Below are 16,260 nucleotides of genomic sequence, written 5' to 3' on the forward strand. Positions count from 1 at the left end.
TCATTAATTAATTTTAAAATATTAATTTATACTACTACAACTACTTAATACATTTCAGATTCTGAAAAGTATTTCAACCTCAATAAAACACAAATCAGCTAACTTTATTGCTTTATGAACGTATTTTTTTATCATTCTCAACAAAGTATTGCTGAATTCTTAGCTAAAGTTAGTTTTAATAAAATTAACTGCAAAGTAAAACACTGTTAAAGTTTCAAACTTAACAACTTAGTATCAATACCTTAACCCATTTTTTCAACAGTAAAAACTTAAAATTTCATATCAAAACTTGAAGGTGTTATGAAACAAAAAAATCGGCCAATAAAATTATTGGCCGACAATTATATATAGTTCTTATTTTAACAAAAAAGAAGTTAAATTTTAATTCCTATTTTATTTAAAATAGTATCAATCACCTTGTTAATATCTGGAGAGATTTTAAATTTATAATTCAGATATACATATAAAATCGTAACTAAAATAGATTTCAAAGCAATGCTGATTAATTGAAAAAATGGGAATTCCCAAAAGTAAAACACTAAAAACAAAACGAAAGTCAGCAATGCTGAATAGATGGTTTCTTTTGTAAAAGGATACAAATGCAGTTTTTTAACCACAAAAAGCAATTTTGCCAAACTGTATAACGTGATAGACAATAAAGTCGCAAATGCAGATCCGAAAATTCCAAAAATTGGAATAAAAATCATATTTAGAATCACTGTCAAAACCACAAGCATCAAACCTAAATACAGCACCATTCGGTAATATTTGGTATTAAAAATAATCGCATTGTTGTTTCCTAAAATCAAATCAAAATATTTTGACAATCCAATCATAAACACAACGGCAATACCACCGCTATATTCTTTTGGAACCAATTCATAAAGCTGACGGATATTCACAAAAATACACAGCATTACAAATCCGCCAACCATTTGCAAATTGATCGATGTTTTTTTGTATAACGAATTCAATTCATCATGTTTATTCTCATGCATCAGTTTTGCTGTAATTGGATAAACAATTTGGTGCATGGCACGACTTGGAACCGAAATTACCAGAGCAATATAGGTCGCCACGGAATAATAAGCAATATTCTCAATTTTCATGTATTGATTCAGCATCAACTTATCACCATCTAAAAGCAAATTAGCGACACTTCCTGACAAGATAATGTAAAATGTATATTCCATTACGGCTTTTACATTTTCTGGAATTGAAATCTGGAAATTTGGTCTTTTAATGTAAAACGCATAAAACATTGTTATCATAAAAGCCAGAAAATAGATTGCAGCAGTAACATACACGAACTGAACCAATGAAATCCATTTAAAATACAATCCGATTAAAGCAATCGTCGAAAGCAGTCTTAAACCGACTTCTTTTATAAAATTTCCAAAAACAGAATGCATATGAACTCTTGCCCAAGCATAAAAAATCTCAAAATAAGCCATACAAATTCCAATAAACGGAATCAGGTACATAAACTCTTTTACAACAGGATTTTCTTTTGAAACAAAAGCCGTAATATCATCAAAAAAGAAGATTCCGATAATTCCTAATGGAATACACATCAAAACTGGAAAAAGAGCCGTAAACGACAAAAATTGTTCCCTTTCTTCTTCGGTTTTATACTGTGAGTAAAATTTGACCAAAGTATTTTGCATCCCGATAGCAAACAAAGGCATAATAACATTCGCTGCCGAAGTAATGTAATTTGTTAAGGCATAATAAGTTGCACCCAAAAAAACAGGATACAAATAAAGCGTATTAATGGCTCCAATTGCGAAACCTATATAAGTTATAATTGTATTTTTAAAAGACTGATTTAAGACAATACCCATTTCTTGAGTTTAGATGTAGATTTTTATGAATTATTTTTTAATCAGCTGTGCTAATTGTTTTGTCAAGTTTTTTCGTGAATATTGTTGTAAACCAACGCCATTAGACTGTAATTTTCCCTCTAAAAATTGATTATAAAAGTCCAAAATTACACTTTTTAATTTCGCTTTTTCAGAATAATCAAAAAATACTCCAGTATTTGTCTGTGTAACAATATCTGCGAAGTCAGAACCTTCTGGTCCAATCGCAATTATTGGTCGGTTTGAGACCATATATTCAAATAATTTTCCAGGAATAATACTTTTTGTATCATCTGAATTAATTTCTATTAAAAGCAAAACCTGAGATTTCCTTTGGTGTTCAACCGCTTCTTTATGAGAAACGTAACCAACTAAATTTAAATAATCATTTAATTGATTTTCATTTAAAGCATCTAAGACTTCCTGACTTACAGCTCCTATAAGTTTAATTTCTAAATGAGTTTTAAACTCTGGAACTTCTTTCAACAATTCAACTAAAACTTCCCACAAAAAAGGCGGATTTCTATCAGATAAAAAAGAACCAATATGCGCTAAAGTAAATTTACTGTCTAAAGTTTGTTTATCAACTGTTTCAACATCATAACCATTTGTAATTACCGTGATTGGTTTATTGGTAATTGCCTCAAATTCGGTCTTTGTAGTTTTGCTTGTTACAATAATTTCATCTGCTGAATTAAGAACTTTATGCTCTAAATTTTTATGCTTTTTTTCAGCATGAGATGATAAACGAAGCGCTTTATGATAACCAATTGTTGTCCAAGGGTCACGAAAATCGGCGAACCATTTTACGTTTAATTTTTGTTGTAACTCTAAACCAATCAAGTGCAAACTATGTGGCGGCCCAGAAGTTACAATAGTATCGATATTATTCTCTTTAATGTATTTTTCAAGATAAGAAACAGAAGGTTTCACCCAAAAAACTCGCGCATCTGGAATAAAAAGATTACCACGAATCCAAAGAAAAGTTTTATCTAAAAATGTTTGCTTTTTTTTATGTGGAAAAATTCCAGAACTGATTTTCTTGGTTTTATTTTTTGAAAATATGGAAGCCAATTGATAAGGCTCCCATATTTTATTTTTAAGAATAATTACTTTATCTGAAATTTCTTTTACCAATCCTTCGTCGACAATTGGATAAGTCGGATTTTCAGGAATATAAACTATTGGCTGAATATCAAATTCAGGCAAATATTTTACAAATTTCAACCAACGCTGAACGCCTGGACCTCCTGCTGGCGGGAAGTAATACGTAATTATTAAGAGCTTTTTTTGTTCCAAGAAAAATGGATTTAATATTTAAAAGTTGTACCGAAATTAAACTGATTGATTATTACCAAACAATTTCTTTCTCTCAAAATAAACACCTCCAATTAAAAGCAAAAACATTCCAATTGAACTAACAAGAGTAATTGTTCCTCCTGTTTTGATTACCTGAGGTTCAAATTTAAACTCAATTGTATGTTTTCCGCCAGGAATTTCCATTGCTCTTAAAACATAATCAACAGGGAAATGATCTGTCAACTTACCGTCAACGTAAGCATTCCATCCATTTTTATAATACATTTCAGAGAAAACAGCTAAACCGTCATTCTTGTTATCAGACTGATATTTAATGTAATTTGGTTTATACTCCACAACTTTAATCGTTCCGGTTGTATCCCATTGTTTTTTCATACGAGCGTTTTTAAACTTCGCTTCATGTTCGTGAACGTTAAAAACAGCTACTTGCTTAGTATCAATATGATCTAAAGCTTTCATAACATCATCTGGTTTGTTTACCAATTTTACAGTACTTACAAACCAAGCATTTCCGTTTGCTTCAGGATTTATTGTTGGAATTTGATTTCCTTCTTTATCAACCTGAATTACATACTTAACATTTAACATATTAAGTATTTCTAAATTATTTTTTGCAATTTGATAATCGTACAATTGCTGCATTCTTCTTGGTCTAACAGCACTGTAACCACCAATAGTTTTATGAAAATAAGAAGATCTTCCCTGCAGTTGTCCTTGTAAATCAAATACACGATAAATTGATTTATCCTCTAGAATTTTAGTATCGGCTGGAGTTTCCTGAAATGGAGCTGCTATTTGAACAGGACTCACAAAATCTTTTGCTGAAACATATTTTTTATCAACAAAAAACAAATCAAAAATCATTAAAATTCCAATAATAATTAATGCTGTTGTTTGCGAAAATTTGTTTTTGATAAATAACCATAAAATACCAAAAGTGACTACAATAAAGAATCCTGAACGTAATAAATCTGCAGAATAAAGACTCTTTCTATCTTCAACTAACGCATCAATAAAAGCTTGCCCGTATGCTTCCAAATAACTCTTATCGCTCATTCCTGTAAAATGGAAGAAACCTTTTGCAAATAATAAAATCAATAAAACTCCCAATCCAAAAACGGCTGTTTGAATTAGTGCCTTTTGCTGTAATTTAGGTTCATCTTTTGCTTTAAAAAATGACTGAAGTCCCATAACCGCCAAAACTGGAAAACATAATTCAAGAATCACCTGAATTGACGATACAGCTCTAAACTTATCATACATTGGAACATATTCAATGAAGAAATCAGTCAATAATGAAAAATTCTTACCCCAAGAAAGAACCAAAGTAAATAATGCTCCTGAAAGAAAAACGTATTTTATTTTTCGGTCATCAATAAACAATGCTAAAACGGCTAAAAAGAAAACTACTACTCCAATATAAGCCGGAGCTGAAACAATCGGCTGGTCTCCCCAATAAGTCGGCATTCCAGAAACAAAATCCTGTGCCTGATCTGAAGGAACGCCTTGTTCCATCATAAACGAATACATACGGCTGTCTGTACCTACATTTTCATGACTTGAACCTCCAAAAATTCTTGGAGCAATTAAATTTAAACTCTCTGCAATTCCATAACTATATTCTGTGATATAATCTGTCGTCATTGCTGCGGTTGTCTCGTTTTTAGTTCCGTCAGGATTAAAAGTCAGCTCGCTTTTATCACGAATACTGTATTTAGCATATTCACTTGTTGCTAATAAATTTCCTGCATTGGCACCAATAGCAAAAATACCTGCTACCGCTAAAGTTCCGATCGAAATTAAAAGCGGTTTGTATTCTTTCTCTTTTATAAAAGTAAAGGCGTAATAACCTGAAAGTATCAATAAGAAAATCAATAAATAATAGGTCATTTGAAAGTGGTTCGCATTAACTTCCAACGCAACCGCAAACATGGTGAGTAAACCTCCCCAAATGTATTTTTTCTGAAAAACAAGTATAAATCCGGCGATAACGAGGGGCATATAAGCAATAGCATGCGCTTTTGCGTTATGTCCAACACCAAGAATGATAATCAAATAAGTAGAAAATCCAAACGCAATCGCGCCAATAAAAGCTTTTAACGGATCTGTTTTTAGTACTAATAACAATCCATAAAAGCCTAAGAAATATAAAAACAGATAATCTGCTGGGCGAGGCAGAAAACGAAGTACATCATCTATTTTACCCACAAAATCGTATGGATAATTAGCTCCCAACTGATAAGTCGGCATTCCGCCAAAAGCAGAATTTGTCCAATAAGGTTCCGCGTGTTCAGCAGCTCTGAAGTCGTTTTGCTCTTTTGCCATTCCGGTGTATTGAGCAATATCTGACTGGAAAATTTGTTTTCCTTGCAGAACTGGATAAAAATAAATTAATGAAACGAGAATAAAACCCAGTACAACAAGGGCGTGCGGAATGAACTTATTTACTATTTTCAATTTTGGCAGGTTTGGTTAAATGATGAATCCTATTTTATCAGGATACAAACTTAATCTATTTCTTCGTAATCAACATAATCGCCCACTTTTTTGGTTTCGCGAGGATTTTTTGCATTAGCAGTGTTGATGATTATCTCATCATTGTTGTTATTTTGAGTTCTTTGCCAAGAGTTGTCCTGGCTATATTGTTGTTGTCTCTGAAAATTTTCGCCTGCTTTTTCAACTGCTTTTTTCACCAATACTGGCAAAAAGATTCTAGCTAAAAATTTAAAAATATAATAAAACGCAATGATCCACATTATCGTTTTAAACAAATTTGTAAAAGATGCTTCTTGCATAACTATATAATTTTTGCCAAAATTAGTAAATCCGCTGTTTAAAATTAAAATATCAATCTTAAATAAATAATAAAATATAGTACATTTGAAATGCGTTATAACTTTTTAATCCAAAAATACATTTATGTTAAAAGTTAAAAAATTATTTATCACAGCTCTTTTTCTTGTGCCCCATTTCTTTTTCGGACAATACACTGATGTCATAAATTCTAACCGCCCCGGCGAAACCATGTCGGCTTATGCAGTCGGAAAATCAGTAATTCAAGGTGAACTTGGCATTTACGCAATCAAAGAAAAACACGATTTACTTGATTATGATGCCAGCGGTTTCGGAACCGATTTCACGCTTAGATATGGTGCTTTTCTAGAACAATTAGAATTTATTCTGGATGTGCAATATCAAATGGAAAACTTTGATACCCCGTACACCAGCTACAAAAAAAACAATTTCAGACAAACGGTTTTAGGAGCGAAATATTTAATTTACGATCCTTATAAAAATTATAAAAAAGAAGCCAATATTTACAGCTACAAAGCAAATCATGCTTTTAACTGGCGTGAATTAATTCCGGCAGTTTCTATATTTGCAGGAGCAAATTTTGTTGGGGCCGACAATCCTTATTATTTTTCTCCACAAAGCGCTATTTCTCCTAAAGTAGCTTTGGTTACCCAAAATTTATTCGGCGGAGGAAGATGGGTTTTTGTAACGAATATTATTGCAGATTATATTGGAACAGATTACCCAAGTTACGGATATGTATTAACTTTGACCCATGGATTTAACGATAAATGGTCCGGATTTATTGAAAATCAAGGTTACAAAAGCGATTTTTACAGTGACGCAATTGTTCGTGGCGGTGCAGCTTATCTTCTTTCATCAAATATGCAGGTCGATGCCTCTATAAGCACAAATTTTAAAAATACTCCTTCATTATTATATGGCGGAATTGGAGTTTCCTGGCGTTATGATGGTTGGTATAAAGAAAAATTGACGGCAATCAAAAGCAAGGAAAAAGCAGATAAGAACTCTGACAACAAGAAAGAAATTGATTATCAGGAAAAAGAAAGAAAACGAAAATCTAAATACGAATAAATTTTATAACTAAGTCTCTTCAAAAAAGAGAAACTTATACTCCAACTTAATGATCACAATAAAAGAAGCCAAAACAAAAAAAGAATTAACCGAATATATAAAATTCCCCTTTTCACTTTATAAGGACAGTCCTTATTGGGTACCTCCTATCATTGCTGATGAACTGGAATCTTTTGATAAAACTAAAAACCCGGCTTTTGATAATGCAGAGGCTTATTTTTATATTGCATATAAAAACAATGAGCCTGTTGGGCGCATAACTGCTATCATCAATTGGGCTGAAGTTAATAATCAGCATAAAAGGAAAGTTCGTTTTGGCTGGTTTGACGTTATTGATGACATTGAAGTGACAAAAGCATTGCTTGAAAAAGTTTTTGAATTAGGAAGAAAGCACAATTTAGAACATGCAGAAGGTCCAATGGGATTTTCTAACTTAGATAAAGTTGGTGTTTTGACAGAAGGATATGATCAGGTTGGGACTATGATTACATGGTACAATCATCCTTATTATGTCACGCATCTTGAACAATTAGGTTTTCAAGTTGAGAAACAATATATCGAAAGTATTTTCCCTTTTTCGAATGTAAAACCAGAGTTTTTTCAGAAAGCTGTGGAGCTAATCAAAAAACGTTACGGAGTAAGATCCCTTACTTTTACTAAAACAAAAGACATTATGCCTCACGTAGACAAAATGTTTGATTTGTTTAATGAATCTTATGAAAAACTAGCTTCTTTTGTCGCTATTTCAGATGTTCAGAAAGAATATTTTAAAAAGAAATACATCAGTTTCATCAACCCTGAATATATTAAGTTTATTGTTGATAAAGATGATAATTTGGTAGCTTTTAGTATTGTAATGCCAAGTTTTACAGAAGCTTTGCAAAAAATAAAAGGAAAATTGTTTCCGTTTGGCTTTCTACAATTGTTGAAAGCTAAAAAACACAGCAAAGATGTTGTTTTTTACTTAATTGGAGTTCATCCTGATTATCAGAATAAAGGCGTTACTGCATTAATTTTTGACGAATATTACAAGACTTTTTCAGAAAAAGGAATTAGAAATTGTATCCGAACTCCTGAATTACTAGAAAATAATGCGATACATTTATTATGGAAAAACTTTGATCCAAAAATTCACTGTCAGAGAAAAACGTATTTGAAACATCTTTAGTTCTAAGTGATTAGTAAAAAGTGAGTAGCCAAGCTATAATCAAAATGGATATTAAACATTCAATAATTGTTTGTGATGAATGTAAAAGCGAGTTTTACGAGAAATCATCAATAATGAAAAACTTATGTCCTGAATGTGCACATATTTTATATGGCTATGAAAATTGTAATCATGAATTTATAAATAATCGCTGTAAAAATTGCTATTGGAATGGAAATTCTAGCGATTATGCAAACAAGATTAAGAAGTAATTCTAAAAATAAAAAAATCCATTCGCCCCCAAACGAATGGATTTTTCAATTTATAAACTATATTTATTCTACTTTACAGTCAACTTTACTCAAGGTATTTTTTGCATCAAATTTCAATTTTGATTTGTCTTTAAAAGCAAACTTATCATTTACCTGAACTACATCTCCAAATCCTTCGATTAAAGTTCCGTCTTTTTGCAGAAAAGCAACTTCTCTAACAGATGAAACGCCTTCCGACATAAAGGTGTAATCAGCAATCAGCGTATCACCTTTCATATTACCAATTAAAGTTCCTTCGTTTTTATCTTTTCCTGTTATGTTATAACTCAATTTTCCGTTTACTTCCTGATGCGAATTGACGTTAAAACTCAATTCAATTGCATTTCCATCTGCATTTGATGCATAACATTGATCGCCTGCAGGTTCTACAATTTCAGCTTCTTTTGGAGCTTTTGGTTCAATTTGGATTGGCTCAGTATCAGTCGCTTTTTTACAAGAAATAAGAACAGTCAAAACAAGAGTTGATATTGCTAATACTTTTTTCATAATTCATTATTTTACTTTGTTGATGAGATAAAGTTAGCCCAAATAAAAAAAATCCATTCGTAGAACAAATGGATTTTTTTACATAATTCCCACTTCTGAGAATTTATTTTTATAATGAATTACGAAACGTCAACAGTTGTACGTTCTGCAATTTCTTTATAAGTTCCGTTAACTAATTTCTCGCGAATTGCTTCAAAAGCAGTTAAAGTTTCCTCAATATCAGCAAGAGTATGAGAAGCTGTTGGGATCATTCTCAACAAAATAATTCCTTTTGGAATAACCGGATAAACCACAATCGAAAGGAAAATACCGTAGTTTTCTCTTAAATCGTTTACCATTACCATTGCTTCAGGAATACTTCCTTCAAGGTAAACTGGAGTAATACAAGTATTTGTATCTCCAATATTGAATCCTTTTTCTTTAAGACCGTTTTGCAATGCATTTACGTTTTCCCAAAGTTTATCTTTTATTGAAGAAGAATTACGCAACAATTCTAAACGTTTCAAAGAACCAATTGTTTGAATCATTGGCAACGCTTTTGCAAACATTTGAGAACGCAAGTTGTATTTTAAATAATCAATTACCGTTTTATCAGCCGCTACAAAAGCACCAATATTAGCCATAGATTTTGCAAAAGTAGAGAAGTAAACATCGATATCATCTTGAACTCCCTGCTCTTCACCTGCTCCAGCTCCTGTTTTACCAAGTGTACCAAAACCGTGTGCATCATCTACTAATAAACGGAAATTGTATTTTTGCTTCATAGCAACAATTTCTTTTAATTTTCCCTGTTGTCCGCGCATTCCAAAAACACCTTCGGTAATAAATAAAATACCTCCGCCTGTTTCTTCGGCCATTTTAGTAGCACGCTGCAGGTTTTTTTCCATACTTTCAAGATCATTGTGTTTGTATGTAAAACGTTTACCCATGTGTAAACGAACACCATCAATGATACAAGCATGTGAATCAACATCATATACAATGATGTCATTTTTTGTTACCAAAGCATCAATGATCGAAACCATTCCCTGGTAACCAAAATTCAATAAATAAGCAGATTCTTTCATTACGAAATCAGCCAATTCATTTTCTAATTGTTCGTGATACGTTGTGTGTCCAGACATCATACGAGCTCCCATTGGATAAGCGGCACCAAACTGAATTGCGGCATCTGTATCTGCTTTACGAACCTCTGGATGATTAGCTAAACCTAAATAATCATTTAAACTCCAGTTTAAAATATTCTTTCCGTGAAATGTCATTCTAGGACCCAACTCACCCTCTAACTTTGGGAAAACATAATAGCCCTCTGCTTGAGAAGCCCATTTTCCTAAAGGTCCTTTATTGTCCTGAATTCTCTCGAATAAATCTTTTACCATAATATAGTGTAGTAATAATTTTAACTTAATCAGCGAGCAAAAATAATCATTATTAATTTAAAATGAAGAACCTCAATTATTTTTATTGAAAATAATTCGTTTTGATTTTTTTAGCAAGACTAATCTTATTTAAAACTGTCAATCCTTTCAAATTTAGTGAGATACTTGCTCTTTAAGCATCATATTCATCATAATAAAAAGCAAATTTTAAACAATAGACAGTTCTTATTTTTTATTTATGATAGATGCCATAATTAAAATAAGCCCTAAAACCAGAAATATACTGAATATCAGAACACTTTGGAAATATACTGGAATACTTTCTTCTCCTAAAAAGATAAGTCCACCTTGAAGAAACAATAAAACTTCAGTCGAAATATATCCTAAAATAAAACACTTTACTCCTATTTTTAATAAGAAAGAATTAACAGAAAGTATTTTATTCTGAAGCATAATTCCAAGCAAAAATCCTGTGATAATTCCCAAAGTCGTTAAATGAATAAATCCGATTACAAAATTTCTGATTTGATGCGAAACTTCGGCCAAATTTGAAAAAATCGTCAGCAATTGAATTCCAACTTTCAAAAACAGAGAAAACAAGGCTAACCCATAAACGATTTTTGTGGTTTTGTCCAAAGTACTTTTGAAATGATTAATTTGAGGTTTTAGCATTTTATAGAAATAAATAAAAGCCCCTAATTGAAGTAAAACTCCAAAAATATTGATATAACTCAAAACGTCATTTTCTATGAACCATCGCACTGGAAAAGCAAACGTTAATAATACCGAAATAATGATTAAAAAGTAAAACTTCTTAAACTTTAGCGCATCAATTTCATCTTGAAACTGCTTTAAAAACAAAGCTAAAATTGCCAAAATAAACCAACCATTAAATTGAAAATGAAGAAAAAACTGAATCGCAATCTGATAAAAAGCACTTTGTTTTCCTAATGTACTCACCGCGGGACCTAAACACCAAACTCCGCAAGTTGATAAAATCATAAACAGAATTGAAGTCAGTAAAAGTCTTTGTGAGGGTGATTTATCTTTGGAACAATCTTTCCAAACCAAACGGCAAAAAACATAACTCAGTAAAATATGAAGAGTTGAGAAAACAATCGAGAACAAAGCATATCCCTGAATTGGAAAAGCAATCATCATTCCGACAACCGAAAATTCTGTCAGCCAAAATAGACGGTTATAAATTGGTTTTTGGCTTTTTTCTTTTGGGATAAAAAAAAGAACAATCAAAACATACACAATCATATAAACCCAGCCCAACATCGCCACATGTGAATGCGCATGAAGCAAAAAACTGTAGTTCAAAAAATCTAAAGGAAACAGATACATAAACCGCATTAATAATCCGAAAAAACAGGCAATCAGAAAATTAAAAAAACAGCAAATAATCCAGGCTTTTTGAGAATTCATAGTGTGATTCTTAAACAAATAGAATAATTACAAAACCATTTTTTGAAATAGAAAACACCGATAATTATCATGTTAAAAAGATTGTTATCGGTGTTTTTCGAACTATTAAATCAACCTTTATTCTACTACAACAAAATCTTTTTCTAAAACAACTGCTTTTGGAAATAGAATATTATTTTCCAAATGAATGTGTTTATGCAAATCTGCTTCAAACTCTTTTAACATCGCAAAAGTCACTCTGTAAGTTGTGCAGGCATCTACTGGCGGAGTATAATTATTAGTCAATTCGGCAATTTCTCTAAAACGTTCGCCTTCATTGTCGTGTTCATTCATCATCATCGCTATCGGATTTGAAACAGTTCCAAAAGCTGGTTGAGATAAAATTCCATCAGAATCTTTAGTTTTTACCATTCGTTTTACAAAAGGAAATAAAACCAATTCCTCTTTTTTCATATGCTGTGCTAATTCACCTGCAGAGCCAATAAACAATTCATTAATTCTGAACAATTCAGGATGATTGGCACCGTGCACTTTGCAAAGTTTGTCTAAAAACGGAAGCAACACATTTGTTTTTTCTTCGACATAACGATGATGCGTTTTTTCGATATAATCTGCCAATAAATCCAAAGGCCATGAATTAAAATCGATGCTTCCATTGTTTTCTGATTGTGCCACCTGCAATACATTTTCTAATAAAATATCAGCGTCAATATTCTGTTTTTCACAAACTTCAGTTACTGTTCGATTTCCTTTGCAACAAAAATCTATTTTGTATTTTGAAAAAACTGCAGCTGTTCTAAAATCTTCTGCTACGAAAGATCCTATTGTTTTGTTTTTTAAATTTTCCATGATAATCAATTTTAAATATGTTTTTATTTTTTGTTTTTTAATGTGAGTTCAAATACAAACCAAGCCATTGTAATAAATCCGATTCCGAATATTGAATCTCCAATCGCACGAAGCCATTTGAGCGTAATCATTTCTGGTTGTTGCATTAATTCTGATGAACGAGCATACCACATTCCGTGATTAATACTTTCAATGGCTTGCCAAACTCCAATTGGAAGCAAACTCAAAATTGCCATCAGAAATAATCCAATATTTAATGACCAGAAAGTGATTTTAAGCAGTTTATTATTCCAGTTTACATTTCTGTATAAACTTCTCAAGACGAATAATACTAAACCAATTCCAAGCATTCCGTAAACTCCAAATAAAGCAGTATGTCCGTGTAAAGGTGTCGTATTTAAGCCTTGAACGTAGTAAAGCGCAATTGGCGGATTAATAATGAATCCGAAGATTCCGGCTCCAAGGAAATTCCAAAACGCTACGGAAATCATAAAATAAATCGGCCATTTGTAATCGGCAATCCATTGTGTTGATTTTGAGATTTTATAGTTTTGATAAGCCTCAAATCCGATTAAGGTTAAAGGCACAACTTCTAAGGCACTGAAAGTTGCTCCAAGCGCCATAATTGCAGTTGGTGTTCCTGCGAAATAGATGTGATGGAATGTTCCTAAAATACCTCCAGACATGAAAACAATTGTTGCAAAAAGAACATTTAAAGTCGCAGTTTTCGTTTTCAATAATCCCAAACGAACAAACAAGAAAGCGATCACAACGGTTGCAAATACTTCGAAGAAACCTTCTACCCAAAGGTGAACAACCCACCATCTCCAATATTCGGCAATGGCCAAATTGGTTTGTCTTCCCCACATTAATCCTGCTCCGTAGAACATGGCAATTGCAGTACAAGAAATTAAGAACAAAATGATTAAGTTTTTCTCTTCTGTTTTTTTCTTTAAAACCGGAAGTAAAGGTCGAATCATTAAAGCCAACCATAAAAACAAACCTACTAAAAGGAAAATCTGCCAAAAACGACCTAAATCAACATATTCGTAACCTTGATGTCCGAACCAGAAATTTTGAACTAAATTCAGTTTTTGCATGACACCAAACCATTGGCCTGCCATTGAACCTAAAACAATAATCAGTAAAGCCACAAATAAGAAGTTAATACCAAAACATTGAAATTTAGGATCTTTACCCGAAACTGCCGGCGCAATATATAATCCTGTTGCCAGCCAAGCCGTTGCAATCCAGAAAATAGCTAATTGTGTATGCCATGTACGTGTTACAGCGTAAGGAAGAATTTTATCAATCGGAATTCCGTACAAACCATTTCCTTCAACGCCATAATGCGCTGTTATAATTCCGAAAACCATTTGTAAAACCATCAGCAGACTCACAACCCAGAAATATTTGGTCACCAATCCCATTGATTTTGTTTTGCCCTGCTTAATAATTGGATCTTCTTTTGGAAGCGGAAATTCTTCTTCTTCACCCGATTTTGCATGATAAAAAACTAAAATCCCGACACTTAAAATCAATAAAATAATACTTACTCCAGACCAAGCCAAAAGTTCAGTTGTTGCAGTGTTTCCAACCAATTCATCTGACGGCCAGTTGTGTGTATAAGAAATAGTATTATCTGGGCGATTCGTAACTGTTGCCCAAGTTGCCCAAAAGAAAAAGGCATTCATTTTATGCATTCTCTCAGCATTTTTAATCGAGTTTTTCGGAATTGCATATTCTTCTCTCAGTTTATCGAATTTCGGATCATTTGTAAAAAGGCCTTTATAATATTCGCTTAAATTTTCGATCGCAGCCAAACGGTTTTCAGAAATGGTAAGAACACCTGTATCTGAATTATAACGATTGGTTCTTAAATCCTTCTGAAGTCGAACCTTCAAAGCCGATTGTTTTTCGGCATCCAATTCATCATACTTTTTATTAAAATCTTTTTGGGCATAAATATTTAGTATAAATACAGCTTCTCTATGCAGCCAATCTGCGGTCCAGTCTGGAGCCACATAGGCGCCGTGCCCCCAAATAGATCCCACTTCCTGGCCGCCTATACTCTGCCAGATATTTTGTCCATCTTTAATTTCGCTTTCGCTAAAAACAATCTTTCCAGAATCGGTTACAATTTCTTTTGGAATCGGTGGCGCCTGCTGATAAATCTCATAACCATAATAACCCAGCACTGCAAATGAAACACTCATTACCAATGCAAAAACAATCCATAATTTTTTTTCTCTTTTCATTTTACTTTAATTCAATAAAAGATAATTTTATCCTTTATTAGTTTTTAAAAAAACTCCAAACCTATTTTCAGCATTTGGAGTCTTCGTTATTTACTCAACAATTAATACACCTTTCATCATTGCTACGTGACCTGGAAAAGAGCAAATGAATGGATAAGATCCTTTTTTATCAATTGTAAACTCGATTGTATCTTCTTCTCCGCCACCTAATAATTTAGTGTGAGCAATGATTGAAGCTTTTTCAGATTCCGGAATATAATCTGTTGCTTTGGCATCGTTTGCTTTTAAAGCAAACGATGCCTGATCAGTTCCTTCTTGCAAAATCACTAAATTATGTCCCATTGCTTCTTTTGGGATTTTTCCAACATGTTTCAAAGTCAGTTTAATTGGTTTTCCAGCAACGGCTTTTAGTTCGTTTACATTATATTGCATCTGGTCATTTCCTTCAATCAATAGTACATTTTCTTCAGCTGCTGGTGTTGCTGGTGCTTTTTCTCCTTCTGTAGATGGTTCAGTCGTTTCTGTTTGATCAGCGGGTGGTGTTTCTTTTTTACCGCAAGAAGTAACTGCAAAAAATCCCATCAGGATTAGTATTGAAATTTTGGTCTTTGTATTCATTTTATGATAATAATTAAATGTTAATCGTTTTATAATAGTTGCTATTTATTCTAAATTTAATGTTTTGAGAAAAAAATCTCCTTTTTTTACGCCGGAAGCAAGTTGTTCTAAAGTTGTTTTTGAAAGCATTTCGTGAAGAAGTCCTCTAATTTTCTTAAATTCGAAATGAACTGGGCACGGATGTGCTTCAGAACATTCTTTTAATCCAATTCCACAGCCTCTGTAAATTTTATCGCCGTCAATTGCATCGACGATCTGAATTAATTTAATTGTTTTTACAGCTTCATTAGAAACTTCAAAACCACCTCCGACTCCTTTGGCCGAATGTATGATTCCGTTTTTGGTCAAAATCTGCATGATCTTGGCCGTAAAAGGTTCAGGCGAATCAATTTCTTTGGCAACATCTTTTATTCCAACCCTAATTCCTTTTGAAGAATTTGTGGCAATAAAAATCGAAGCCCTAATTCCGTACTCACACGCTTTTGAAAACATATCTCTTTTATTAATTCCATACAAAGATATACAGGTTTGCAATAAAAGACAAATTTATCTTTAATTAATTTTACAAACGGACAAACTTATTTATAACCAAAATAATTAAGTAGGCCAAAAACACTAATTCACTACTAAAATCATATAAAAACAAATTTTAATTTTAACTTTGAGATACTTAATTTTCTAATATCAAAA

The 16,260-nt window shown here is 32.4% G+C and carries 13 protein-coding genes; 2 read left to right on the forward strand and 11 right to left on the reverse strand.

Annotated elements, in window-relative coordinates; all coding sequences use genetic code 11:
- Positions 1-374: 374 nt before the first annotated feature.
- From FN795_RS04430 to FN795_RS04445, 4 genes are read right to left on the reverse strand one after another with little or no spacing between them, the layout of a single operon-like run.
- Positions 375-1,844 carry an oligosaccharide flippase family protein gene (locus FN795_RS04430; RefSeq protein ID WP_142449549.1) on the reverse strand — a complete coding sequence of 490 codons (1,470 nt, stop codon included), beginning with the start codon at positions 1,842-1,844 and terminating at the stop codon, positions 375-377.
- A 30-nt stretch (positions 1,845-1,874) separates the two neighbouring features.
- Positions 1,875-3,161, reverse strand: a complete 1,287-nt coding sequence (locus tag FN795_RS04435) for a glycosyltransferase family 4 protein (RefSeq protein ID WP_142449550.1) — start codon at positions 3,159-3,161, stop codon at positions 1,875-1,877.
- 36 nt (positions 3,162-3,197) lie between these two features.
- Positions 3,198-5,639, reverse strand: coding sequence for a YfhO family protein (locus FN795_RS04440; protein ID WP_142449551.1), 2,442 nt, complete (start codon positions 5,637-5,639; stop codon positions 3,198-3,200).
- A 50-nt stretch (positions 5,640-5,689) separates the two neighbouring features.
- Positions 5,690-5,977, reverse strand: a complete 288-nt coding sequence (locus FN795_RS04445) for a DUF4834 family protein (RefSeq protein ID WP_026729181.1) — start codon at positions 5,975-5,977, stop codon at positions 5,690-5,692.
- A gap of 124 nt (positions 5,978-6,101) precedes the next feature.
- Here FN795_RS04445 and FN795_RS04450 point away from each other — a divergent pair, with 124 nt between their 5' ends.
- Both FN795_RS04450 and FN795_RS04455 read left to right on the forward strand, forming a co-directional pair.
- Positions 6,102-7,070 carry a transporter gene (locus FN795_RS04450; RefSeq protein ID WP_142449552.1) on the forward strand — a complete coding sequence of 323 codons (969 nt, stop codon included), beginning with the start codon at positions 6,102-6,104 and terminating at the stop codon, positions 7,068-7,070.
- 49 nt (positions 7,071-7,119) lie between these two features.
- Positions 7,120-8,238 (forward strand): GTP cyclohydrolase, encoded by a 1,119-nt coding sequence (locus FN795_RS04455; RefSeq protein WP_142449553.1) that lies wholly within the window; start codon positions 7,120-7,122, stop codon positions 8,236-8,238.
- Between the two features lie 314 nt (positions 8,239-8,552).
- Here the strand turns inward: FN795_RS04455 and FN795_RS04465 are convergent, their stop codons facing one another.
- The 7 genes from FN795_RS04465 to FN795_RS04495 form a co-directional block, all read right to left on the reverse strand.
- Entirely contained in the window at positions 8,553-9,035 is a 483-nt protein-coding gene (locus FN795_RS04465; protein ID WP_142449555.1) for a hypothetical protein, read from the reverse strand.
- Positions 9,036-9,154: 119 nt separating this feature from the next.
- Positions 9,155-10,414, reverse strand: coding sequence for an aminotransferase class I/II-fold pyridoxal phosphate-dependent enzyme (locus tag FN795_RS04470; protein WP_035648775.1), 1,260 nt, complete (start codon positions 10,412-10,414; stop codon positions 9,155-9,157).
- A 225-nt stretch (positions 10,415-10,639) separates the two neighbouring features.
- Positions 10,640-11,845 (reverse strand): hypothetical protein, encoded by a 1,206-nt coding sequence (locus tag FN795_RS04475; RefSeq protein ID WP_142449556.1) that lies wholly within the window; start codon positions 11,843-11,845, stop codon positions 10,640-10,642.
- A gap of 117 nt (positions 11,846-11,962) precedes the next feature.
- Positions 11,963-12,694: an iron-sulfur cluster repair di-iron protein gene (gene ric, locus FN795_RS04480; RefSeq protein WP_142449557.1), complete on the reverse strand. Its 732-nt coding sequence runs from the start codon at positions 12,692-12,694 to the stop codon at positions 11,963-11,965.
- Positions 12,695-12,717: 23 nt separating this feature from the next.
- Positions 12,718-14,952, reverse strand: a complete 2,235-nt coding sequence (locus FN795_RS04485; RefSeq protein ID WP_142449558.1) for a nitric-oxide reductase large subunit — start codon at positions 14,950-14,952, stop codon at positions 12,718-12,720.
- A 90-nt stretch (positions 14,953-15,042) separates the two neighbouring features.
- Positions 15,043-15,570 carry a plastocyanin/azurin family copper-binding protein gene (locus tag FN795_RS04490; protein WP_142449559.1) on the reverse strand — a complete coding sequence of 176 codons (528 nt, stop codon included), beginning with the start codon at positions 15,568-15,570 and terminating at the stop codon, positions 15,043-15,045.
- A 45-nt stretch (positions 15,571-15,615) separates the two neighbouring features.
- Complete coding sequence (locus FN795_RS04495; RefSeq protein ID WP_035648793.1) at positions 15,616-16,062, reverse strand: RrF2 family transcriptional regulator; 447 nt, start codon at positions 16,060-16,062, stop codon at positions 15,616-15,618.
- Positions 16,063-16,260: the final 198 nt, after the last annotated feature.

Origin of the sequence: Flavobacterium resistens (assembly GCF_900182645.1) — a bacterium.
GTDB lineage: Bacteria > Bacteroidota > Bacteroidia > Flavobacteriales > Flavobacteriaceae > Flavobacterium > Flavobacterium resistens.